Origin of the sequence: Hyphomonas sp., assembly GCF_037969335.1 — a bacterium.
Taxonomy (GTDB): Bacteria; Pseudomonadota; Alphaproteobacteria; order Caulobacterales; family Hyphomonadaceae; genus Hyphomonas.
Genome location: NZ_JBBKXE010000186.1, coordinates 1 through 23595, shown reverse-complemented (window position 1 = coordinate 23595; position 23595 = coordinate 1). Strand labels below are relative to the sequence as shown.

Annotated in this window: 19 protein-coding genes and 1 pseudogene; 8 read left to right on the top strand and 12 right to left on the bottom strand. The window is 61.6% G+C overall.

Features of this window, described 5'->3' with window-relative positions; all coding sequences use genetic code 11:
* From rplK to AADA04_RS14000, 4 genes and pseudogenes are all read right to left on the bottom strand, one after another.
* A pseudogene (gene rplK / locus AADA04_RS14015) lies at nt 1–94 on the bottom strand (50S ribosomal protein L11); the annotation flags it as partial.
* A 200-nt stretch (nt 95–294) separates the two neighbouring features.
* Nucleotides 295–1131, bottom strand: coding sequence for a M48 family metallopeptidase (locus AADA04_RS14010; protein ID WP_340693898.1), 837 nt, complete (start codon nt 1129–1131; stop codon nt 295–297).
* A gap of 127 nt (nt 1132–1258) precedes the next feature.
* Entirely contained in the window at nt 1259–2857 is a 1599-nt protein-coding gene (locus tag AADA04_RS14005; RefSeq protein WP_340693897.1) for a hypothetical protein, read from the bottom strand.
* Nucleotides 2857–4302 (bottom strand): hypothetical protein, encoded by a 1446-nt coding sequence (locus AADA04_RS14000; protein ID WP_340693896.1) that lies wholly within the window; start codon nt 4300–4302, stop codon nt 2857–2859. The genes AADA04_RS14005 and AADA04_RS14000 overlap by 1 nt, the downstream gene beginning before the upstream one ends.
* 97 nt (nt 4303–4399) lie before the next feature.
* On the opposite strand from AADA04_RS14000, the gene AADA04_RS13995 reads away from it, so the two are divergent.
* Together AADA04_RS13995 and AADA04_RS13990 are read left to right on the top strand one after the other, a co-directional pair.
* Nucleotides 4400–5212, top strand: coding sequence for an RNA methyltransferase (locus AADA04_RS13995; protein ID WP_340693895.1), 813 nt, complete (start codon nt 4400–4402; stop codon nt 5210–5212).
* The gene (locus AADA04_RS13990) at nt 5209–6099 is read left to right on the top strand and encodes a class I SAM-dependent methyltransferase (protein ID WP_340693894.1); all 891 of its coding nucleotides are present in this window, start codon (nt 5209–5211) and stop codon (nt 6097–6099) included. Before AADA04_RS13995 ends, AADA04_RS13990 begins: the two co-directional genes overlap by 4 nt.
* A gap of 213 nt (nt 6100–6312) precedes the next feature.
* Here the strand turns inward: AADA04_RS13990 and AADA04_RS13985 are convergent, their stop codons facing one another.
* From AADA04_RS13985 to AADA04_RS13975, 3 genes are all read right to left on the bottom strand, one after another.
* Nucleotides 6313–9321 (bottom strand): TonB-dependent receptor, encoded by a 3009-nt coding sequence (locus AADA04_RS13985; RefSeq protein ID WP_340693893.1) that lies wholly within the window; start codon nt 9319–9321, stop codon nt 6313–6315.
* A 180-nt stretch (nt 9322–9501) separates the two neighbouring features.
* Nucleotides 9502–10590, bottom strand: a complete 1089-nt coding sequence (locus AADA04_RS13980) for a DUF3667 domain-containing protein (protein WP_340693892.1) — start codon at nt 10588–10590, stop codon at nt 9502–9504.
* A 25-nt stretch (nt 10591–10615) separates the two neighbouring features.
* The gene (locus AADA04_RS13975) at nt 10616–12241 is read right to left on the bottom strand and encodes a peptide ABC transporter substrate-binding protein (RefSeq protein WP_340693891.1); all 1626 of its coding nucleotides are present in this window, start codon (nt 12239–12241) and stop codon (nt 10616–10618) included.
* 112 nt (nt 12242–12353) lie between these two features.
* Between AADA04_RS13975 and AADA04_RS13970 the strand changes: the two genes are divergently transcribed.
* Nucleotides 12354–12857 (top strand): hypothetical protein, encoded by a 504-nt coding sequence (locus AADA04_RS13970; protein ID WP_340693890.1) that lies wholly within the window; start codon nt 12354–12356, stop codon nt 12855–12857.
* Nucleotides 12858–12928: 71 nt separating this feature from the next.
* Nucleotides 12929–14857: a DUF3604 domain-containing protein gene (locus AADA04_RS13965; protein ID WP_340693889.1), complete on the top strand. Its 1929-nt coding sequence runs from the start codon at nt 12929–12931 to the stop codon at nt 14855–14857.
* A 5-nt stretch (nt 14858–14862) separates the two neighbouring features.
* Here AADA04_RS13965 and AADA04_RS13960 read toward each other — a convergent pair whose 3' ends face one another.
* The 3 genes from AADA04_RS13960 to AADA04_RS13950 form a co-directional block, all read right to left on the bottom strand.
* The gene (locus AADA04_RS13960) at nt 14863–15774 is read right to left on the bottom strand and encodes an MBL fold metallo-hydrolase (protein ID WP_340693888.1); all 912 of its coding nucleotides are present in this window, start codon (nt 15772–15774) and stop codon (nt 14863–14865) included.
* 36 nt (nt 15775–15810) lie between these two features.
* Entirely contained in the window at nt 15811–16749 is a 939-nt protein-coding gene (locus AADA04_RS13955) for a hypothetical protein (RefSeq protein ID WP_340693887.1), read from the bottom strand.
* Nucleotides 16750–16896: 147 nt separating this feature from the next.
* Nucleotides 16897–17307 (bottom strand): TIGR01244 family sulfur transferase, encoded by a 411-nt coding sequence (locus AADA04_RS13950; RefSeq protein ID WP_340693886.1) that lies wholly within the window; start codon nt 17305–17307, stop codon nt 16897–16899.
* A gap of 133 nt (nt 17308–17440) precedes the next feature.
* Here AADA04_RS13950 and AADA04_RS13945 point away from each other — a divergent pair, with 133 nt between their 5' ends.
* Entirely contained in the window at nt 17441–18412 is a 972-nt protein-coding gene (locus AADA04_RS13945; protein ID WP_340693885.1) for an ABC transporter permease subunit, read from the top strand.
* Nucleotides 18412–19323 carry an ABC transporter permease subunit gene (locus tag AADA04_RS13940; RefSeq protein WP_340693884.1) on the top strand — a complete coding sequence of 304 codons (912 nt, stop codon included), beginning with the start codon at nt 18412–18414 and terminating at the stop codon, nt 19321–19323. The genes AADA04_RS13945 and AADA04_RS13940 overlap by 1 nt, the downstream gene beginning before the upstream one ends.
* 368 nt (nt 19324–19691) lie before the next feature.
* On the opposite strand, the gene AADA04_RS13935 is transcribed toward AADA04_RS13940, so the two are convergent.
* Nucleotides 19692–20567, bottom strand: a complete 876-nt coding sequence (locus AADA04_RS13935) for a DUF1499 domain-containing protein (RefSeq protein WP_340693883.1) — start codon at nt 20565–20567, stop codon at nt 19692–19694.
* A 156-nt stretch (nt 20568–20723) separates the two neighbouring features.
* On the opposite strand from AADA04_RS13935, the gene AADA04_RS13930 reads away from it, so the two are divergent.
* Nucleotides 20724–21092 carry a hypothetical protein gene (locus AADA04_RS13930; protein WP_340693882.1) on the top strand — a complete coding sequence of 123 codons (369 nt, stop codon included), beginning with the start codon at nt 20724–20726 and terminating at the stop codon, nt 21090–21092.
* A 78-nt stretch (nt 21093–21170) separates the two neighbouring features.
* On the opposite strand, the gene AADA04_RS13925 is transcribed toward AADA04_RS13930, so the two are convergent.
* Complete coding sequence (locus tag AADA04_RS13925; RefSeq protein WP_340693881.1) at nt 21171–22796, bottom strand: long-chain-fatty-acid--CoA ligase; 1626 nt, start codon at nt 22794–22796, stop codon at nt 21171–21173.
* 100 nt (nt 22797–22896) lie between these two features.
* On the opposite strand from AADA04_RS13925, the gene AADA04_RS13920 reads away from it, so the two are divergent.
* Nucleotides 22897–23595: glycerophosphodiester phosphodiesterase family protein (locus AADA04_RS13920; protein WP_340693880.1), on the top strand; the 699-nt coding region annotated here is incomplete at its 3' end.

The window sequence follows — 23595 nt, the reverse complement described above, 5'->3', positions numbered from 1 at the left end:
CGCGCTGACCCAGCGCTGGACCGACGGGCGGGGAAGGGTTTGCCTTGCCTGCGGGAATCTGGAGCTTGATCTGCCCCAGCAGTTTCTTAGCCATTGTGTCCTCACAATTGTTACGAGGGGACGGTGGTCTTTCGATCCGTCCCGATTGGGTATCGAGGTTCCGCGGTTCGGCTGGCTGGCCTTCCGCAGAAGCGCGCGTATGGCCCAATCACCCCCGGCGGTCAAGCGGCCCGGATGCAAAAGCCCGGACGGCGCGGGCCATCCGGGCGTGTTTGGTCGCCATCAATCGGACGGCTACATCAGCGCATAACCACGCGCATTGATATACTGGCGCAAGGCGATCGCCCGATTGGCAGGGTCCGGGTGGGTCGACATGAATTCCGGCTGGCGCGCACCTGTCGAATTTGCATCCATGAGCTCCCACAGGCGCACCGACTGGGTCACGTCATAACCGGCATTGTGCATGTAATCGACGCCCAGCTTGTCGGCTTCCAGCTCGTTGGAGCGGCTATAGGGCAGGATCACGCCATACTGGACCGCTGCGCCGCCAAGGGCGCCGATCGCAGCACCATACTTGCTGAGGGTCTCGGACTGGCCAATGGCGATCTGGCTGGCCATCAATCCGACCTGTGCAGCGGTCTGGATCGAGTAGCGTTCTGCGGCATGGCGCGCGATGACATGGCCTGTTTCATGGCCGAGCACCGAGGACAGCTGGTCGTCATTCTCTGTGAGCTCGGTGATACCCCTGTAAACGCCGACACGGTTGCCGGGCATCACGAAGGCATTGACGTCGTCGGTATCGAAGACGGCCACATCCCATTGTTCATTCTGCTTGCCGGCACCGGTTGCCGTCCGGTTCCAGACATTCAGAACGCGGTTCTTGAGCGCCGTATTGGATGTTTGCGGTGTCTCAGCCTTCATGTCGGTCCATGCGGCCGCCGCCATCGTCGCAATCGCGTCGTCTCCCACCAGCAGGAACTGGCTGCGTCCGGTCGCGGGATTGGTCGTGCAGCTCGAAATGAGCGGAAACACCGTCCCCGCCGCCAGGCCGCTGATAATGCCACGCCGGGACAGGTTTATCCGCGGGGCGTTTTCGAGAATCTTGCTGTCAAATTCGATCCGTTCAGTCATCTCAATCTCCGTTGCGGTGTGGCGCAGAGGGTAACCATCAGCCGCCAAATTGCAATCTGGAAGGCCCCCTCACTGCGCCCAAACTGGGCGATGAAGACTGAACCTGTAATGAATGAAGGTCTGGCCTCTACTCGTCTGCGACGTCACCGGACAGGATCGCCGCCTGCTCAACCCAGCCTTCGCGGGAAATCCGTCCCGAGAAATTCAGGTGGCGATCGACCCAGGCAATATTTTCCGGGCTCCATGCCGCGATCTGGTCATAGTGGAAAATGCCCAGCTCGTTCAGCACTTCCTGGATCTTGGGGCCGATACCGCCAATGATGGTCAGGTCGTCAGGCGTATCGGCGACCGGCTTTTCAAGCGCGATGGGCCGCTCGGCCGCGATCTCGTCCTCCGCCTCATCCGACTCCCCGGCATCATCTTCATCGTCCGAATCCAGGTCTTCCTCGTCGGCCTCGTCCTCGTCGTCCCCATCTTCGTCGACGGCGTCTTCGTCAACGTCGCCCTCTTCGGACTCGTCATCGTCTTCAGCATCATCATCGTCGTCATCGACGTCGCCTTCATCAGCTTCGTCTTCGTCCGAATCCTCATCATCGTCGGACTCGTCGTCATCTGAATCGTCATCATCATCCGACTCGCCGTCTTCGGATTCCTCGTCATCTTCATATTCGGCGTCGTCGTCGGACTCATCATCCTCATCGTCATCGCCGGACTCGTCGTCCGCTTCTAACGCGTCGTCAAAATCGGCAGCATCGTCTTCGTCTTCCTCGACCCCATCCTCATCTTCAGCCTCAGCTTCAGCCTCAGCCTCGTTGTCCGCTTCAGCCTCGTCTTCGAAATCGTCGTCATCGGACAGCTCAGTCTCGTCGGCATCCGCTGCCGCATCCGCCTCTTCCAGTTCGGTCAGGATGGCATCGGTGGCCGAGACAAGTTCCGCGCCATCGTCCGGCTGAGACTCGTCCGTGGCGTCTTCCGTCGCAGACTCGGAATCCCCTTCGAAATACGCGATCCGGCCTTCGAGAAAGCGATTGCGCCAGCGCAGGCGCGCAAGTTCTTCATTCGCGTCGACGCCGGCAACAGGTTGAGCCGGGCTGGCATCAGCGGCGGGCTGCGCGGAAAGTTCGGCCTCGAGCGCCTCGACGCGCTGCTTCAGGACGTCAGCCTGCCATTTCAGCTTATCGGTCTCTGCGGCACCCGCGTCAGACGCCATACCGGCGACCGCTGCCGCGCCCACGCCCGCGACTGTGGCTGCCGCCGCACCAGTGGGCTGGTGGAGGGCCGACTCCAGGTGCCGCACGCGGCTTTCGAGATGGCGGTTACGCCAAACCAGGCTTGGCTCTTCGTCAGCCGCAATCGTTGCCGGCCTGGCCGAGGCAGCCGCCGCTGTCGTGGCCGAACCACGACCAGCGCTTGTCTTCAGCGATTCCAGTTCGGCTTTTGACCGTGACAGTTCGGACGAGAGCTCCGCCATGCGCTTTTCGCGCACATTGAGCTCTGCTTTCAGAGCCGGGTCGCTAGCGCCAGGGGCCGTATTGCGCTGCGCAGCGTACAGGCCCTCGATTTCGGCCCGTGCCTGTTCCAGTTCCGTCCGGGCGACATCGCGGTCGACGCGCGCCGTGCGCAGCTTGCCAACCAGCAGGATGCCGCGAACGGACCATCCAAGGAGGAGCGCGAACAGTCCAACAGCGGCAAGCGCCATCCACATGTGCGTGAGTAGCCAGGACATTATTCGCTCCGTTCTAGAACAGTGATTTCTATCTGCCGAATGTCTGCCCCGGCGTCAGCTGAATCAATAGCCTGCTCCGCAATGCCGGGGCCATAGCCAATCGCAGACAATCGGCGGGCATCGATGCCGGCTGCAGTGAGAAAGTCAGACATGAAGGTGGCGCGGGCCTTGCCCAGTTCCACGTCGGCCCGCGCGGCGTTCATGGCATCGCCGTCGCCGACAAGGGTGAAATCCAGGGACGGCTCGCAGGCATGGACGCCAGCAGCCAGCCTGTCGAGCGCATCGCCACTGGCACGCCCGAGCGCTGTCGCGCCGGCAGCGAAGGTGATCGGGTTGGCATCCAGCAGGCTGGACACGAGGCCCTGGCAGGCATCACGCGCGAGCGGCGCAGGGCCGGCGGCAGACGGGGCGGGCAAGTAAGTGTCGACGACCAGGTTTGCCGAATAAGTGCTTGAGAGACCTGCCAGATCTTCGCGCAGGTATGCGAGCGCGCTCGGCCCGGCCTCACCCATGATATAGAAGCCCGACCCTTCCGGGTCGAAATCCATCTCGCCATTCTGGAACCTGACAAATTGCGGCAGCCCGCGCCGGACTCCGTCCATCCATCCGGGGTAGGCTTGGTCGGCGATTACCATCTCGTCGGTGACATCGCCTTTGAAATGCTTGCGCGCGAGCGTCAGGATTTCACGGCGCTCGGATTCACTCGACACATTGCCCTTCAGCACGAGGCCGGATTCCGACACGCGCGCCAGCCAGAGCGACGCGCCGCGGATCATCGGCTCGCCCTTGAACGGGGCTGCGACATTGCTGATCTCGGCCTGCACCTTGGCGCGAACCTCCGGATCAACAGACACGCCATTCACGCGCAGGCGCCTGTCATGAAGGCTGATTTCACCTGAGGTGAGCCGGTCCAGTTGCTGGAGGCCAAGACGCGCCATGCCCTGCCAGTTGCCAGCCGGTGCGCCGGTTGCGAATTGCATACGGTCTTCGACATTCGCGCCGTCCGACAGCAGCGCCGCCTCGGCAAGCAACGCCTTGCGGATAGCCTTGGACGGCACGTGGCCGGAGAGGATGAAGGCACCTTCCGGTGTCTTTTCGGCGCGCCAGACATAGGGCGACACAGGCGGCGCACTGTCAGCGGCATTCTCGACCTGGGTCACACCACCGAAGATCAGGCCGCCGGGCCCGTCGGCGTTGAGAACGATCAGCGCGGCGTCGCGAACGGCATCGGGCGACGGGGCTTTTCCGGAGAGCACGGCGTGCTGGCCATCCATCTGGACGACGGCCCAGTCCATGCCCGCAGCCTTGAGCGCGGACGAGGTTTCCTGCTGAAGATGAGCCTGCAGGTTTGCAGCATTTTGCGGTGACTGATAAACGCCCCACCAACTCGCGGCGACAAGACCGGCGAACGCCACGAGGGCGAACAGGTAATCGAGTAGCCTCATTGGGACCCCTCTTATTTTCCTGAAGACACTTCCCTGTGCTCAGGGATGCCCTATTCAACCCTTATCCGCAAGACTTCTGCTGTAGGCCCCATTCTCCATGAATCACCCGATCGAGATTATCACCAGCCCATCGAATGCGCTCATTAAGTCCTTGAAAAGTCTTGAAAGGAAGAAGGGGCGCAGCGAAACCGGCCTTTTCCTCGCAGAGGGTGCAAGACTGGTTGAACAAGGCCTTGAACAGGGCTGGAAAGCCGAGACGCTCGTCATTGCCTCGACCATGGCCGACCGGCCCCATCTGGCCACCCTCGCCAAGCGCGCCAGCGCCGCCGGCGCGCGCGTCGTACAGGCTCCGGAAAGGCTGATGTCCAAGATCACGCACAAGGACAATGCCCAGAGCGTGATCGCATCCTTCCATCAGGCGCACCGCTCGCTCGACGCCCTGGAATCCGAGGGCGACGGCATCTGGATCGCCCTCTATGAAGTGCGCGACCCCGGCAATCTCGGCACCATCCTGCGCACCGCGGACTGCGCCGGGGCCAAGGGCATCATCCTGCTCGAAACCTGTTGCGATCCCTACAGTTTCGAAACGGTAAGGGCCTCCATGGGCTCGATCTTCGACATGCCGTTCGCCAATGCCACCTTCGACCAGTTCAACGCGTGGCGGCAGGCTGGCCAGATGAGCCTGACAGCTGCCTCGGTGAATGGCACTGTGCGCCACGACCTGGCGCCATTCGGGCCTCGCGCCGTGATCATCATGGGCAATGAACAGGCCGGCCTGCCGGAGCCCATCGAGGCCGCATGCGATACGCTGGCGCTGATTCCGATGCGCGGCGGCGCCGACAGCCTGAACCTTGCACAGGCCACGGCCATCATGACATACGAAGCCTGGCGGCAGAGAAACTTCCAATGATTACAGAAACAAAACTCCTGATCGCCGATGACTGGGACGATTACGCCCTGCTCGATAGCGGACACCTGATGAAGCTGGAACGCTTTGGCAGCCAGACCGTCATCCGGCCTGACCCGCAAGCCTTCTGGGAGCCTGCCCGGCCTCTGGACAGCTGGAAGGCCGATGCCATTTTCGCCAGCAAGAACAACGACGACGAAAGCGGCGGCCAGTGGGAAATCCTGTCGCCCCGCGCCGCCGAGGAATGGCCGATGCGCTGGAACGACCTGACCTTCACGGCGCGGCGCACGGCCTTCCGCCATATGGGCGTGTTCCAGGAACATTCGGTCCATTGGCGCTTCGCACAGGACCAGATCCGCGCCGCCAAAAGACCCATTAAGGTCCTGAATCTATTTGGTTATACCGGAATGATGTCACTCGCCTGCGCCGCCGCCGGCGCGGAGGTGACGCATCTCGACGCCAGCCCGAAATCGAACGGTTTTGGCAAGGACAACCAGGCCCTGAGCGGTCTCGCCGATAAGCCGATCCGCTGGATAGCCGACGATGCGATGAAATTCGTCGCCCGCGAAATCCGCCGCGAAAACCGCTATGACGCCGTCGTGCTCGACCCGCCGAAATTCGGTCGCGGCCCCAAGAACGAGACCTGGCGCTTCGAGGAAGACCTGCCGCCCCTGCTTGATAATATTCGGGAATTGCTGAGCGACACGCCGTTATTCGTCATCGCCACGGCCTATGCCGTGCGGCTCTCCTACCTCGCCCTGTCACAGACACTGGCCGACCGGCTCAGCCCGCTCGGCGGCGTGATGGAACAGGGAGAGATGGCCCTGCCGCAACAGGGGTCAGACCGGCTCCTGCCCACGGCGCTCTACGCCAGGTGGCGCGCCGCCTGAGGCGGGAAAGACCACGCCCTTTCCGCCACACCGGCTACACGGAAAAACCCCCGATAAAGCCCCGGACACGGCCCGGACAACGTCCGGCGTGCACGGATCGTATTCGCGCGCCTCGGGATCAGGCCGCGCAGCCCTCAACCCTGACTTCAGGACAAAAGAAAACGGCGGCCCCGAAGGACCGCCGTTCCCGAATGTTTGCCGTGAGGCGTCGGACTAGAAGTCCAGCGTCGCACCAACGAAGACGTAACGACCCAGAGCGTCATATGTCTGCGGGTAGGTGTTACCGTTACCCGTCGTGCCGACCGAAGCCGACAGTGGTGGATCTTGGTCCAGCACGTTGTTGACGCCGAAGCGGAACGTTGCGTAATCCGTCGCGCCCCAAGTACCGGCGAGATCGAAGTAGTTCACGGAGTCCAGTGTCGAGTCGACGCGGCCCGTAGCACCGGTGTCGAGATCGACTTCACCGATGTAGCGCCATGTACCGTTGAGCTCGAGAGCTTCAACTGGCGTCGACCAGCTCACGCGGGCGCGGTGGCGCCATTCTGGAGTTGGTGTGAAGCAGTCGTTGCCGTACTCACCGACACAATCGTACTCAGCGAATGTTTGACCAATCGGGTCAACATCGAAGCTGCTCAGGTACGTACCGTTCATCGTCAGGTTAAACGAACCGATCTGACCAGCATCGAAGCCGTAGGCCGCACTGATATCGTAACCGGAGGTCGAAACGCCACCGATGTTGATGTTCGTGTCGACCACGTTGCCCGAACCGACCCAAAGTTGGCCGTTGGCGTTACGGTTGATACGGCTACAGGCATCTGCATCAGCTTCGAGGTAGCAGAGCTGCATCGTCACCGAAGCACCAACAGTCGAAATCGCCTTCTGGATATCGATGTCGTAATAGTCGAGCGAGACACTCAGGCCCGGAATGAAGGTCGGTGTTGCCACGAAACCAACAGTGATGGTCTCAGCTTCTTCCGGCTTCAGATCAGGGTTGCCACCTTGCAGGTAGTTGTACTGACCAGCTGGGCTGTCCAGCAAACCACCGTCGGCCTGCGCCTGGGTAACCTGCCAAGGGTTTGCACCGATACATGCTGCACCACCCGTGCCGTCAGCTTCTGGATCCGTGAAGTCGCAGAGGTCATCGTCAAGGTCAAACAGGTTGAAGCCCTGTGCCTGGAAAAGGTCGATGACGTTCGGCGCACGAACGGCCTGCTGGTAGCTGGCGCGGAAGCGGATGTCCTGGGACGGCGCGTAGTCTGCACCAACCTTGTAGGCTTCCGAAGTCTCACCGATCGAGTAGTCGGAGTAACGGTAAGCACCTTCGATCGACAGAAGTTCGACGCCAGGCTGACCCGTTATGAGTGGCATCTGGAATTCGCCAAACATTTCATAGGAGTCAATCGCACCGGACAGACCAATCGTTGGTCCACCCTGACCAGCACCGTCGCCAGTGGCGAAGGAGTTGTCAGTAACCGATTCGAGCGAGTCACGGCGATATTCAACACCGAGAGCGACCTTCAAGCCTTCGTCAGCAGACGGGCTCTTGAAGCCATACTGGCCCATGTCACCGGAAAGAACGGCGGAGACAATGTTCTGCGTTGTCGTACCGGTCTGCAGCAGTGGCACTTGAAGATATGCAAGCGAAGCATCCGAAACGTTGCCGATGGTGAAGATATCCCATGGCACACAGTTCGGGTCCGTGCCGTCGAGGACACTGGCACAGACTGGTGTACCGGTACCATCATCAACGATGTTCAGGGCACGGTTCAAACGCGTAACCGAGAATTCATTGGTGTAGGCACGCGTCAGGGTAACCTGCGAGTACTGAGCCGAGACGTCATAGGTCCAGCCTGGAGCATCGAAGAGGTCGCCACGAAGGCCAACAACACCACGATATGTCTGGTAACCGAGGTTATCCGTACGTCCGCCGCCTTCAACGTTACGACGTGCAACGTACATCGGGACAGAATCGCCAGCAGCGACGTTAGCCGGCGTACAGCCGAGATCCGTCACTTGCGAGCCCGACAGAAGCGGGTTGTCACAGTTGATGCTGTTCGTGCTGAAGAAGTTACCCGTTGGCGCGATTTGCGCTTTCGACTCGTAGTCCATGAACATGAACTGCGTGTAGGCTTCGACGTTCGCGTTCAGCTCATAGTGACCCATGAAGCCAACCGAATAACGTTGGTCAGGACGCTGGTAGTAGTTCAGCGGTCCGTAGTTATACAGGTCGGAATCGGAGTCGAACGGGCGGAATGTATTTCCCGTTGTCGAGTCCAGCGTGAGCTCGTCATCGTTCTGGGTCAGGAAGTAACCTGGAACAGACGTTGCAGAACCACCGCAAGTGAAGCCGGTCGCCGAAGCTGAACCGATGGCACACGCGGAATAGTCGCGCTGGCCTTCGAGCACTTCATCATTGTCACGGAACGAGATGTAACCGGTCAGGTTGCCGCGGCCATCCTCGGTGTTCACACCCATGATCGCAGTGATGTCTTTCGAGTAGCCATCCATGACATTGTCGTCAGGCAACTGGAATTGCGACGGGTTGGTTGCCGAACGCGCTTCGATCACGCTGCGAAGGTCGCCGTTCGTGTCGTAGTCGTTGTTGTGCTGGAAGAAGCCGTACTGAGCATCCAGCTGAACGCCTTCGAAATTGTCCTTCATGATGAAGTTGACAACGCCTGCGACAGCATCCGAACCGTATACAGCCGAAGCACCACCGGTCAGAACGTCAACGCGCTCAACCAAGGCACCTGGGATCAGGTTAAGGTCGGCAGCCGCGTCATTCGGCGAACCGTAAGGCATGCGCTTGCCGTCGACCAGAACGAGCGTACGCGTAGCTGAGCCGCCCAAGTCGAGGTTACGAAGCGAAACCGTTGCTGTACCGGACGCGCCGTTCGACACCGTCGAGTTCTGAGCCGCAAAAGCCTGCGGCAGCTGGGTGATCAGGTCTTCGACCTTGGTCGCACCCTGCAGTTTGATGTCGGCGGCCGTAACCGTCGTCACCGGGCTTGTGGTGACCATATTGGGCGACGCGATGCGCGAGCCGGTCACATAGACAGTTGCCTGGCGGGCGGTGGCGTCTTCAGCGGCTGGCGCCTCAACTGTATCGACTGTTTCGCCAGCTTCTTGAGCTGTGGCGAGCATGCTCGCCGATGCCATAAATGCAACGCCCGCGAATACGGACGAGGCAAGTAGGCGGGATTTCATGGTATTCCCGTTCACGTTGGTACCTCCAAATGTTACAAAGGCGCCCAAAAAAGGACGCTAGCCCGGACCCCTGATTCCGGGACTTGGTCATATCGATAGGGCTTTCGTCACGCAGACGTCAACGCGTCGTTACCATTCCGTCATCAAAACCGACCGGGTGTGGTTTATTTGCCTCAGTCGCAGGTATATCCTGCCTCAGGTGAGCAGGAAGCTGAGAACGACCAGGCCAACGGCCAGCATCGCGAGCAAAATCATGCCGATAAACAGCAAAATCGTGGTTCTGAGAGCCGACATCACGCGCCCTGACCGGTATGTGACCCGCAACATCCTGTAAAGATAGGAAAAAATGACCAAAAATCCGCCCCCGGCAAGCCAGCCGGCAGATTGGGGCACAAACGCCGCGAGAAGCAAAAGCGTGGTTCCCAACAGGTAAAGAAACGTCTGGAAATGCAGGCCGACGATGAGATGGTCGTACAGGTAGACTTTTCGCTGCCAGACAAACAGCAATGTCAGCAAAAGCGACAAGACAGGCAGGAACAGGAGGCTGAAGCGCGGCGCCCACTGACGCAGCCGGGCTCCGAACCGGTCCTGGTTTTCATAAACTGTCGCGGCTTGGTCGGCCGCTTTGAAGGACATTTCGATGTCTGCAGGCGTTGCCGCCTCGTCTGCCCGGTCCCGGATCAGCGCATGAAGGGCGTCGCGATCGACCGTGCCGTCGGGTAGCAAAATCTCGGAAAACAGGACGCCTGCGGCGGCCCGCTCGGCCGCTGCCCGCGTTTCCGCGTCGAGCCCGGGATCGTCAAGTTGCGCCTTGATGTCCTCGATCGCAGCCCGGTCGGCAGGCGTCGTCAGGTTCATCGACAGTCCGCTTTCTCCCTGCGGATCGAATTTCCAGCCCTCAAACCAGCCGAACTCGTCGCCAGCCGTAAAAACGGTCAGGAAAAACAACAAGGATGCCAGCAGGAACATCCGGAAGGGCGGGACATAGCGGGCCCGTTTGCCATCCAGGTAGTTGCGGGTCATCCGTCCGGGCCGGAACATCAGCATCGGCAGGGTTCGCAACAGTCGGCCATCGAGGGAAAACATGTCGGCCAGGCTGCCCGAAATCAGTTCCCAGAAGGGACGATGGAAATCGGAGGCAAGCTGACCGCAGGTCGAACAGAACCTGTCGGTAACGATTGCGCCGCAATTCGCGCACGGCAGGCCCGATTGCACCGGATGATGGCTGCCCGGCGCCAGCGCCCCAAACGATGCGGCGCCCGCAACTTCGACTTCATGTTCCATGTCGCCCTCCCCGCGACCCAGAAAACTATTCGGTCTTCATACCCTCCCGGCAGAGGAAACGCGAGCGGTGCTGGTCGACCGCATTTTCGGTCCAGCCGGTCAGGGTCGGGTCGACGAGGTTCTTGGTCACCTGGAACCACATCGGCGTGATCGGATAGTCGTCCAGCATCAGCTGCTCGGCTTCCGCGAACGTTTCAGCGCGCTTCGTGAGATCCAGTTCGGCATTCGAGCGGGCCAGGAGCGCGTCATATTCCGGATTGGAATAGCGGCCGTAATTCTGCTGGCCAGTCTGCGAATCCAGCAGGTAGAGATAGTTGATCGGGTCATCGAAGTCGGCAACCCAGGCACCATCTGCCACCTGGAAGTCGGACTGGCGCAGCCGGGCATAGAGCACTTTGGTGTCCTGCTTGATGATCGTGGGCTCGACCCAGGGCGCGATTTCAGCCCAGTTGGACTGGGCCACTGGCGCCGCCTTCGGGTTGTCGTCGGTCGAGCGGTGGATGAATTCGAACTTGAATGGATTGTTCGGCCCGTATCCGGCCGCTTCGAGCAAACGCTTCGACTCGGCGAGGCGTTCGGTGCGCGGCATGTCTTTCCAGTCAACCGTGGGCCGCTCCACATTGTAATTGTCGATGCCGGGCGGCACCATCGAATAGGCCGGCAGGAAGCCCGGCGTCAGGACATTGCGGACGATGAATTCCCGGTCGAGCGCCATGGCGAGCGCCTTGCGCACGCGCACGTCCTTGAAGATCGGCTGCGAGGAGTTGATGCTCCAATAGGTCGTATTGAGCGACGGGGTCGTGCGCGGCCAGCCCGGGAATTTCACCTCCAGCTCGGCCTGCCGGGCACCATCAAACGCATTGTTGATGTCGAGTTCGCCAGCCGCGATCTTGTTCTCGACCGCCGTCTGGTCCTCAAGCTCGTAATAGACAACCCTGTCGAAGCAGAGCTGGTCGGCCGCAAAGCCGGTCGGATTCTTCTCCGAGACGAGCTGGTCGCCGGTGCGCCAGTAGACCAGCTTGTAGGGGCCGTTGGTGACGATGTTGCCAGGCTGGATCCACGCGTCGCCATATTGCTCGACGACATGCTGGGGCACCGGATAGGTCGTGTAATGGGTCAGCAGGCCGGGCAGGTAAGGCGCAGGATACTCGAGCGTGAGTTCGAGCGTCTTGTCATCAATCGCCCGCACGCCAAGCTCTTCCGGCGCCATTTCGCCGGTATTCACCGGGGCGGCGTTCTTGATGACATAAAGCAGCGACGCATATTGCGACGCGACTTCCGGATTCTGGATCCGCCGCAGGGCATAGACAAAATCACTCGCGACAACCGGCGCGCCATCCGACCAGACATAGTCGCCAAGGTGGAAGGTCCAGACCAGGCCCGACGGGTCTGTCTCGTAGCTGTTCGCCATGCCGTAAACGGGCTTGCCGTCCTCACCATGCGTCATCAGGCCGATCATCATGTCGCCAATGATGATGTTTTCCCACTGGGCCGACGATTTGTGCGGATCGAGCGTGTCGACCTTGGCCGAAATGCCCCGGCGCAGCGTTGGCACGTCATCTGCCGCCTTGCCGCCACCGCCGCCGCAGGCGGACAAGGCCAGCATCAGGGCGGCCGTCATGGTCGAACTCATCAGGGGCTTCAGCATCATGTTTCCTGTCTCCGGTGGCTTTCCGGCCTGCGCCAGATTTGCCACAGTGCTGCCAGACTGGCCCGGCTTTGGAAAGCCTCGGCCCTGACACGAACACAGAGGACGACCTGCGATGACCCGATTCCTGAGCGCGATTGCCGCGATTTGCCTCGTTTCCATGCCGGCACTGGCCGAGGACGTTTCCACGACTGACGTCTATGCCTGCGCCGGCATCGGCACCGATGCCGAACGGCTCGCCTGCTATGACACCGCCGTCGGACGCCTGAAAGCCGCTGAAGAGGCTGGCGAAGTGACAACAATCACCCGTTCCGAAGTCGAGAAAGTAAAACGCGAGTCATTCGGCTTTTCAATTCCGTCGCTGCCATCCTTCGCCCTCAAGAAGAGCGGCGGAGAGGCTGAGGTCGACGAAGTGACCCTCCCGATCCGGTCCGTGCGCGCCGGGCCTTACGGCAAACTGACGATTACGCTCGATAATGGTCAGGTCTGGTCCCAGATCGACGATAACAGGGTTCGCGCGAAGAAGCCTCAAGAAGCCCAGATCTACCAGGCCATGCTCGGCAGCTATAAAATGAAGATTGATGGCGGTCGGGCGTTCCGGGTACGCCGGGAACAATAGCCCGGGCCCGATTTCGCTTGGCAGGTGTATAAGCTTTCGGCAGTCTCTCCAAAAAGTGGAGAGGAAACACAATGAGCAAATACATCGCATGGGCCCTGCCGGCCCTGGCGCTTGCCGCCTGTGCGCCCAGCGAACAGATCACCGCGACCCTCGAGACGACGGCGCCTGCGGCCGAACAGGCCACGCCCGCAACCAACCCGATGCGCAATGCCTATTTTGGCGACGTGCATGTCCACACGAGCAATTCGTTCGACGCCTATATCTTCGGCGTGCGCGCGACCCCCGACGACGCCTACCGATTCGCCAAGGGCGAAGCCATCCGTCACCCTGCTGGCTACGACATCAAACTGGCCGGCCCGCCGCTGGATTTCCTCGCCGTCACCGATCATGGCGAATACCTCGGCGTGGTGCCCGCGATGGACTTGCCATCGTCTCCCTTGTCACAGACCAAACTGGCGCAATCCGTGTTCGGAGAAGATGCCACCGATCCGGGCAAATCTTTCCTGCGCGTCGGCATCACGGTCGTGACAGGTGAGGAAATCGCGGAAATCTACGACCGCAATCTCATCGATTCCGTCTGGGCCGCGACAATCGACTCTGCCGAACGCAACAATGAGCCCGGCAAGTTCACGGCCTTTTCGGGCTATGAATTCACGGCCATGATGGCGGTTCCCGGCGACGGCCCGCCCGCGGCCGGCAACCTGCACCGCAATGTCATCTTCCGGGGCGAAGCGCCTGATCGCCTGTTCTCGACGCTCGACTCCACCAATCCGGAAGACTTGTGGACATGGATGGAAGGACAACGCAGCGAAGGCCGCGACGTGCTGGCCATTCCGCACAATTCGAATGCTTCGAACGGCGAGATGTTCGCCCTGCAAACCTATAATGGCGAGCCCCTGACGGCCGCCTATGCCGACAAGCGCATGCGCAACGAGCCGCTTGTCGAAGTGTCACAGGTCAAGGGCACGTCGGAAACAGCCCCCATCCTGTCGCCGAACGACGAATGGGCCGATTTCGAACAATACGAGTATTTCATCGGCAGCACGATGAAGACGACGCCAACCGCCGGCGACTTTGTCCGCCCGGCCTACAAGCGCGGCTTGGCCCTGCAAGAGACGGAAGGATTCAATCCGTACAAGTTCGGCCTGATCAGCTCGAGCGACACGCATGTCGGCGCGGCATCGCTGGTCGAGGAATTCCATTGGGGCAAGACTCCGCAGGATGGTGCCAGCCCCGAAGCCCGCCGGTCGGTTCCGCCCAATGGCGGCAAGACCTGGGATGGCGCCGAAGACCCCCAGACACGGCGGCAAATAACGGCAACCCAGTTCAGCTCCAGCGGGCTGGCGGGCGTCTGGGCCGAATCCAACACGCGCGAAGCCATATTCGATGCCATGAATCGCAAGGAAACCTTTGGTACATCCGGCCCGCGCATGAAAGTGCGCTTCTTTGCCGGCATGGATTATGATCCCGCAATGCTCGCCGACGCCACCCTGCTGGAACGGGCCTATGACGACGGCGTGCCGATGGGCGGACAGCTTGCGAAAGTGAGCGGAGAGGCCGCCCCCGGCTTCCTGGTCTGGGCTGTGCGCGATCCGTTGAGTGCGCCGCTGCAGCGCGCACAGGTGGTCAAGGTCTGGACTGACGCCGGCGAAACGCACGAGGCGGTCCATGACGTCGCCTGTTCCGGCGGCGCCATGCCGGATGCCGAGACGCACCGCTGCGCGGACAATGGCGCAAGCGTGGACATAGCCGATTGCAGCACTGAGCCGGGCACCGGCGCCGAAGAGCTCAAGGCCTATTGGCAGGATCCGGATTTCAATGCGGATCTCGAAGCGGCCTATTATGTGCGTGTGCTGGAGAATCCGACCTGCCGCTGGTCGACATGGGACGCCATTCGCAATGGCACGCCGCCAAATCCGGAATTGCCCACGACGCTGCAGGAGCGGGCATGGTCCTCACCGATCTGGTATGCCGGGTTTGACCCGCTGGCGAACAGGTAGGCCCGTCAGGCGTTCGTGCGGATCAGTTCAAATTTAGAGCGCACCGTCGGCGCCGCATCGTCAGTGCGCACCACACCGCCCTTGATCAGCGCAACCATGTGTCCGAGCACGGACATCGCCGCTGCCGGGTGGAGGCGCTTCTCGACGTCCGCATACATGATCGCGACCATGGCCGGGATGGACGTTTCGCCATTGCGCAAGTGCTCGAGGATCGCCGCTTCGCGGGCGCGGCGGTGGCGGGCATATTCGGTGATGAATTCGTTGACGAACTCCTTGCCGCGCACGGGGTCGCCATGCGTCGGCCAGAGCGTCTCGAAACCCCTGGGACGGATCTTCTCGAGACTCTCCATATAGTCGGCCATGTCGCCATCCGGCGGCGCGACCACGGTCGTCGACCAGCCCATGATATGGTCGCCGGAAAGACAGGCATTCTCTTCACGCAGGGCAAAGCAGAGATGGTTACACGTATGGCCCGGCGTCTCGATCACGTCGAGCGTCCAGCCGGGGCCGGAGAAACTGTCGCCGTCGCCAATCTTCATGTCCGGCATGAAGCCGAGATCGTCCGCACTCCCCAGCTCGCCCTTGGCGGTCGGGATGCCGCAATTCTTCGCATAGGTCTTGCAGCCGGCCCATTCGGCCAGCGGCATCGCCAGCGGGGAATGGTCGGAGTGGCCGTGGGTGACCAGCACATGCGTGACGGTTTCGCCCTTCAGGGCCGCCTTGAGTGCCTCGAAATGCGTCTCGTCCATCGGGCCGGGATCGATCACCGCGACCTCGCCGTGTCCGACGATGTACACGCCGGTGCCGACATAGGTGAAGGGACCCGGATTGTTGGCAATCACGCGCCGAATCAGCGGTGAGACCTGCTGGACCTCGCCGTATTCAAACTCGATGCCCCGAACGTATGGAATAGCCATATTGTAACTCTTGAACTTTCGCCTTACCCGCGCCGATCAGCGCTTCTTCGGTGCGAACGCACCGGCAAAAGCGACGGCCATGCGGCGTGTGGCGCGCAGCTTCGCGCCAAGCTTGAGCGCCACTGGCGGGCCCATGTCGGTCTTGTTCGCATCGACGATATATATCCGTCCGGATGTCCGGTCACGCAGAACGTCAACGCCGCCCCAGTCCAGCCCGACGTCTGCCGCAAAGCGCTCGATCACGCCGATTTCGTCCAGCGTGTAGCAATTGCGCGGCTCATCCAGCAGGACTTCGACATTCTCGTTGAGGAACCGCCGCGCGAGCGGACGGCGCTTGCGAAACACGATGATCGGCGATCCGCCAACGATGCAGCAGCGCAGGTCTTCGACCAGCCCGCCGTCAATCTCGTTGTCGACCAGCAATTGGTATGTCTTGCCCGCGACAGGCGTATCGAGCGGGCCTTCCAGCACACGGCCGTCATGGGCGGCGTTCAGCTCGGACTTTTCAACCATGCGGCCTTCATAAGTAGTCGGATCAACCTTCAGCGAATAGCCGGCGGCGCGTCCAAACGCTTCCGCGACGGTCGTCTTGGACACGTCCTGGCAGTCAAAATTGACCAGCAGCGCGTTTTCCCGAACGGCGGGCACGGCATTGTTCGTTTCGGTGGAATCATCAAACTGGAAAACGATATCGGCCTTGGACACGTCGTCGATCAGTTTCGACCCGGAAACATGCATCACAGGCCAGATGAAGTACCAGGGCCGCGGCTTGTCGGGATAGAAGGCGATGGTGGGGCGCTTGTGGCCCGTGATGCGGCGCCATGTGCGCCAGGTCTGAGCGAAGAAATAGAAGCAGAACCAGGTGAAAATACTGTGCAGCAGCGAGAGATCCGGCACGATTCTGTGCCCGGTCTTTTTGACCAGGATCGTGCCCTCGTCATACTTGAAATCCGTGATCCAGAGACGTTCTGACATCCGTCAACTCCTGTCGCGGGAACAACGGATGGCTGCGCCCTCGCTTTGTTCTGCCTCGCACGGTGACAGATCACTGACAACACACTTAATGCCGCACGAATGTGACGTTTCGCTCACATAAGTTTGTTCCGCGTGCCGCAGGCTCATCTAGAGCAGCGATTCAAGGCTGCTCAGATCGTATCCGGCTGCGCCCGCCGCATCAATGATGTCGCCAGATGAGCCCTGCCCGGCCTGGGTCAGGGCCCAGGCCGTGATGCAGCGCGTCCCTGTGCGACAATACGCCAGCACGGGCTGGGGGGCCTCATTGAGAATATTCCCCATCCGTTCAACGATCTCCGGCGTCGGCGCGCCCGAAAATGGCAAGGCAACGAAGGTCAGTCCCAGCGATTCGGCCTTCGCACGGATCGGCCCCATGCGCGGCTGGTCGACGCCGCCTTCGCCATCCGGGCGATTGGCAACGATGGTCTTGTAGCCGGCAGCGGCAATCGCCTCGAGATCGTCTTCCGAGATTTGTGGAGCAACCGAAAAGGCGTCCGTGACGCGTCGAATGTCTGCCATGGGATATATCCTGAATGTGGGCGCAGTCTTGATCGGCTCTGTACACAAGCTAAGGAGGGTGACGCAACCTTCCAAGCTTCGGGGTTCACCTTTCGTCGCCTGCCCAGTAACTGTTACGGAAAGTCACGCTCCCGTGTCATCACTTCAGAGAGCCCTCAGCCGCGTTCCATGGGCCTACACGTTCCGGCGCCTGCTGATTGCCATCCCGACGATGCTGGCCATTATCACAATGGCCTTCCTGATGATGCGCGCCGCGCCGGGCGGCCCGTTCGACGGCGAACGCAAGCTTCCCGCCGCCACGGAGCAGGCCATCGCGGCCAAGTTCGGCTTCGACAAGCCGCTTCACGAGCAATACCTGAACTATGTCGGCGGCGTCCTGCAGGGCGATTTCGGCCCATCCTACAAGACGCTCGGCAAGAGCGTGAACCAGCTGATCGCCGACGGCCTGCCCATCTCGCTCACCATCGGCTCCCTCGCCATGCTGCTGGGACTCGGGCTTGGCACATTGCTGGGCGTATTTGCGGGACTCCGACAAAATTCCGCCGCCGATTTCACGGTTATGGGCGTCGCCATGGCCGGCATATCCATCCCGACCTTCGTGACCGGGCCGATCCTGATCCTGGTCTTTTCGCTTGGCGCGGGAATATTTGCCGTCGGCGGACTGGGCCAATACCCGAATATCGGCATGAACTGGCATAACATGACCCTGCCGGTCGTCGCCCTCGCCTTGCCCCAGATCGCCATCATCTCGCGCCTGATGCGCGCCTCGATCATCGAGACCATGCGGTCGAACCATATTCGCACCGCGCGCAGCAAGGGCCTGTCAGAGCGCCAGGTCATCGTGCGCCATGCCCTGCCCGCCGCCATGCTGCCCCTCATCTCCTATGCCGGTCCCGCCATGGCCCGCGTCATGACGGGCTCGGTCGTGATCGAGAAGATATTCGGCCTGCCGGGCCTCGGCTCCTATTTCGTCAACGGCGCCCTCAATCGCGACTACACGCTCGTGATGGGTGCGATCATCGTCTATGCGGGCCTGATCGTGATCCTGAACCTCGTCGCCGACGTGCTGTATGCGGTGCTTGATCCGAAAGTGAAGTACGACTGATGACCGAGATCAAACCCCTCCTCGATCCGACCGGCCGCGTCGAACCCGTCACACAGGCTATCATTGGCGGCCGCTCCCTCTGGGACGATGCCCGCGCGCGCCTGTTCCGCAACAAGGCCGCCGTTGTCTCCATGTGGATCCTCGGTGCGATCATCCTGATCGCCGTCTTCGGTCCGATGGTCTGGGTCAATGACTACAAGGCCATCTCGGATGCCCGCACCATCGCGCCGACACTCGAGAACTGGCACGTTCTCGGCACCGACATCCAGGGGCGTGACCTGCTCGCCCGCCTGATGATCGGCCTGCGCATCTCGCTGACAGTGGGCATCGTTGCCACTGCGGTCAGCCTCGTGATCGGCGTGACTTGGGGCGCAACCGCCGGCTATCTCGGCGGGCGCGTCGACAATTTCATGATGCGGATCGTCGACGTACTCTACGCCCTGCCCTTCATCTTCTTCGTGATCCTGCTGCTGACCGTGTTCGAACGGAACATCGTGCTGATCTTTGCCGCCATCGGCGCCATCGAATGGCTGACCATGGCGCGCATCGTGCGCGGCCAGACGCTGGCCATCAAGGGCAAGGAATTCATCGAGGCGGCCCGCGCATCAGGCGTCTCGCGCCGGGCCATCATCCTGCGCCACATCCTGCCCAATGTGATCGGTCCCGTGGCGGTCTATGTCACGCTGACCATCCCGGTCGTCATTCTCGCCGAAAGCTTCCTGTCTTTCCTCGGCCTCGGCGTGAACGAGCCGCTGACCTCGCTGGGCGTGCTGATCTCCGAGGGCGCCAAGACGATGGAAGAGAAGCCCTGGATGCTGCTCGCCCCGGCCCTGACCATGGCCGTGACGCTGCTCTGCCTCAACTTCATCGGCGACGGCCTGCGCGACGCGCTGGACCCGAAGGAACGCTAGCGCCTTTCCAACACGCTATTGCCTGGAGTCCCTGTTGGGGCGGGCACTTCCGGCTTTCCTCTCCGGCCGCAAACCCTTTGCGCGTACAATAGCCGCGTCCGTTGCCCTCATAGAACGGCGCGGATCGGTCCGGATCACCATGGGCAAAGGGTCGTGCCGGCGCCTTTGGCGGTCTTTAAGCGGATGGGAGGCGGCCTCTGTGCACGAGGGGTAGCCATGCCATTTGCCATAGCCATTGCCACCAAAGCCCCCCTCGCAGCGGGGCGCCTGCCTGCCCATCCGCAAGGACTGGCGCATTGTACGAGCCGGGCTTGAGGCCCGCAGCAGCCGGAGGCGCGATGCGCCGTCCGGCCATAGGTGCTGGCGGTCTAGTTCAGCCGCACTTCGATCTCGTTGAGCAGGTCGCGCACGCGTTTCGAATTCGCGCCAAGGTCCGACAGGCCGACCCGGCTGATCGAGCGGACATCGATGCGTGAGCCGTCACCGTCCGGCACAACCCGGATCAGGATGTCATCCTTGAAATCGAACCAGAAAGAGGATTGCGTCGCCTCGATACGACCGGCCTCGACATCATTGGTAACGATGGTCCAGCCACGATCCTCGACGGCGGCAAGGGCGGCGGCGAAGGCCATGTCATAGGACGCGGCAGGCTCGACCAGCGTATCGATCTGCGGATAAGGCGCATCCTTCGGCGAGGATTGCGTCGCCGGGTCGAACTCGGCCTCTTCCTGCAGTTCAGAGACAAGGCGTCCGCCTGTGCCGGGCCAGCGGGCATCGGCCCCTGCAGGCACGACAGGCGCATCTTCAATCGTGTTGAGTGCCCCGGTCGATTGGCGTGCGGCCAGCAGGGCTTCGCTTGGCTGGATCGGGTTGGACCAGTCGGTCTGCACCTCATGCAGGGGCGGAAGGCGCTCAGCCTGGCCGCCAAAGGCCAGCACACGTCCGAATGCCAGGCCGGAAACGAGCAATGCGCCCAATGCCAGCATCAGGGCCTGCTTCCGAGGCGCCTTGATCAGCGCCACGATGATCGCGATCACGGAGACGCCAAGCGCCGCCATCAGCAGCATCGGTCCCCAGCCAATTGTCATCTTGCCGAGCCCGAACTGCCAGCTCCACAGTCCGAGTTTGGTGCCGATGGCCGCCGCAGCGAACCAGACGACCGCAAAAATCGACAGGCCCAGGGCAAAGCCGGCGAACTTGCCGCGCCATCCGGCGTCTTGTGACTCTTCAGGTATGCTCGACATGCGCTCGTCTCCCTCGGTTTTCCATCAGATAACGCGGCGGGCTCGCTTTGTCGCCCCCGGTCTTGTCCCCCACATTCCCGCCGCCGTTCAGTAGCGATTGCGGCATGTCGGGGAAATGTGTCCGACACTGCCGGAACCGGCTTATAATCGCCGCCAATGTCGCGTCTCTCGCCCCCTCCGGATCTCCCGGCACACCTGCGCCCCGCATGGCTCTGGATCTGGCTGCAGCACCTCGTGCTCCTCGCCTGGATCCGGCTCACCTATGGAAGGGGCTACCTGTATTGCTGGGCCATCACGGACACGGGCCGCGTCGAACTGCTGTGGATTGACCTCGACTCGCGGAACCCCGCCATCGCGCAGCCTGTCGAAGCGCCCGCGTCAAAGCGGCTCGCCGCCGCGCTCAGCGGCGACGCGTTCGATCCGGTCTTCGCGCAAGCACTGTCGCCGACGATACCCGCGCGGATCATGCCTGCGCCGCGCATTCACCGCGCCCGCCCTGCCGCGCTACCATTGCCGGACTCCTGACGTCCCGGCATCGCCCGCAAAGAAACCTGGCTCACATGACAGGCGCCTTCACGGGCGTCGCATCTGCTGGTGCGAATGTTAGGCCGTCGGCAGTTTATAGTCCTTGAACGTCGCACGCAGGGCCAGCTTGTTGATCTTGCCGGTCGCACCGAGCGGGATTTCATCGACGAACTGAACGTCATCCGGCGTCCACCATTTGGCGATCTTGCCTTCGAGGGACTTGAGCACCTCTTCCTTGGTCGGCGTCTCGCCCGGCAGGGGCTGGATGATCAGCAGCGGGCGTTCGTCCCACTTCGGATGATAGATGCCGATGGCAGCTGCGTTGGCGACTTTCGGGTGGCCGACCGCGATGTTCTCGATGTCGATGGACGAAATCCATTCGCCGCCGGACTTGATCACGTCCTTGGCACGGTCGGTGATCGTCATCGTGCCATACTCGTCGAGATAGGCCACGTCGCCGGTATCGAAGAAGCCTTCGTCATCCAGCACGTCACCGCCGTCGCCCTTGAAATAGCCGGCAGCAATCGCCGCGCCGCGCACCAGGAGGCGTCCGGACGTCTTGCCGTCGCGCGCCAACACCGTACCGGCATCGTCAACGACCCGCAGTTCGACGCCGAATGGCGGACGGCCCTGTTTCAGCTTCTGCGCCATCCGCGTATCGACGTCAGCATCGATAAGATGCGGCGGCAAGGTGCCGAGCGTGCCGAGCGGCGACGTTTCCGTCATGCCCCAGGCATGGACAACATCGACTTCAAAATCCTCTTCGAAAGCGCGCAGGATCTTCTCGGGGATCGCCGATCCGCCGATGATCACCTTGTTGAGGTATGGCAGTTTCAGATTGTTTTCCTGCAAATAGGTCAGCAGCATCAGCCACACGGTCGGCACGGCGGCCGTGATCGTGACCTTCTCGGTATCGAGCAATTCGTAGATCGACGCGCCATCCATCTGCGCGCCCGGCATCACCATATTGGCCCCGGTTGCCGGACAGCTCAGCGCCAGGCCCCAGGCGTTCGCAGGGAACATCGGCACGACCGGCAGCACGACATCCGCAGAGCCCATGCCCATCGCGTCCTTCGACATGGTCACCAGCGTGTGCAGCACGTTCGAGCGGTGCGAATAAAGCACGCCCTTCGGATTGCCGGTTGTGCCCGACGTATAGCAGAGGCCACAGGCCGTGGTTTCCGGGAAGTCGCCCCAGCGCACGTCCGTCGAGCGGCCATCGATCCAGATGTCGAACGGGACCGCGCCCAGCGTATTCTCAGGCATCGTGTCGGCGTCCGCGAAGATCACGAACGTCTTCACGGTCAGGAGGTGTTCCTTGATCGCTTCAACGATCGGCAGGAAGGTCTTGTCGAAGATCAGCACCTTGTCTTCGGCGTGATTGGCAATCCAGGCGATCTGTTCCGGGTGGAGGCGCGGGTTGATCGTGTGCAGCACGGCGCCGATGCCCATCGTGCCGTACCAGGCGGCCATATGGCGCTCGGAGTTCCAGCCGAGCGTCGCCACCCGGTCGCCCATGCCAATATCGATATCCTTCAAGGCGCTGGAGACCTGTTTCGACGCGACGAACAGATCGGCATAGGTCGAACGCACGATATTGCCCTCGACGCGGCGCGTGATGATTTCACGTGCGCCGTGCTGCATGTTCGCGTGCTCCAGGATCTTGTTTACCGTCAGCGGCCAGTCTTGCATGATGCCTTGCATCGATATCCTCCTCTGTGCCGCCATTCGGCAGCGTTTTTTCCTCGTTGAGGTTGGGTTTATTCGGGCTATTGCTGCAGCGCAAGGAACTAGGAGTGCGACCATGTTGAGATTTGCGTTACTGGGCGCGGTGCTGGCGACGCTGGCAGCCTGCGGAGACACATCCCATCAGGCGAGTTCCGGCGACTCCCCGGCAACGTCTGCATCGATTACTGCGCCCGCACTTGCCCTGCCCGCCTATTTCGACTGTGTTCGCGAGAACAAGGGCCTGTTGATCGCCGCCCATCGCGGCGGCCCCGCGCCGGGTTTTCCGGAAAACACGCTGGAAACCCTGCAACACGGCTATGCCAACGGGATCAACGTGTTCGAGATCGACGTGGCCGAAAGCCGCGATGGCGTCATGCTGCTGATGCACGACAATCGCCTCAACCGCACGACAACCGGCAACGGCTATGTCGCCGATACCGACTGGGCCGACCTCTCCGGTCTCCGCATGGTCGACAATGACGGCAAGCGCACGAACTTCTCCCCGCCCAAGCTGACCGACGTCCTGCTCTGGGCCAAGCAATCCGGCGCCATCCTCGAACTCGACCGCAAGCCGACGACCAGTTTCCGCAATATCGCCGCTGCCGTGCACGCGGCCGGCGCCGACGACAATGTGCTCCTGATCTCCTATTCGGATTCCGAGGCCGCTGAAATCGCCGCCGCCGATCCCAACCTGATGCTGACCGCGTCGGCCAAGGGCTCGCGTGACATTGGCCGGCTCGAAGACCTTGGCGTCGACCGCACCCGCCTCGTCGCC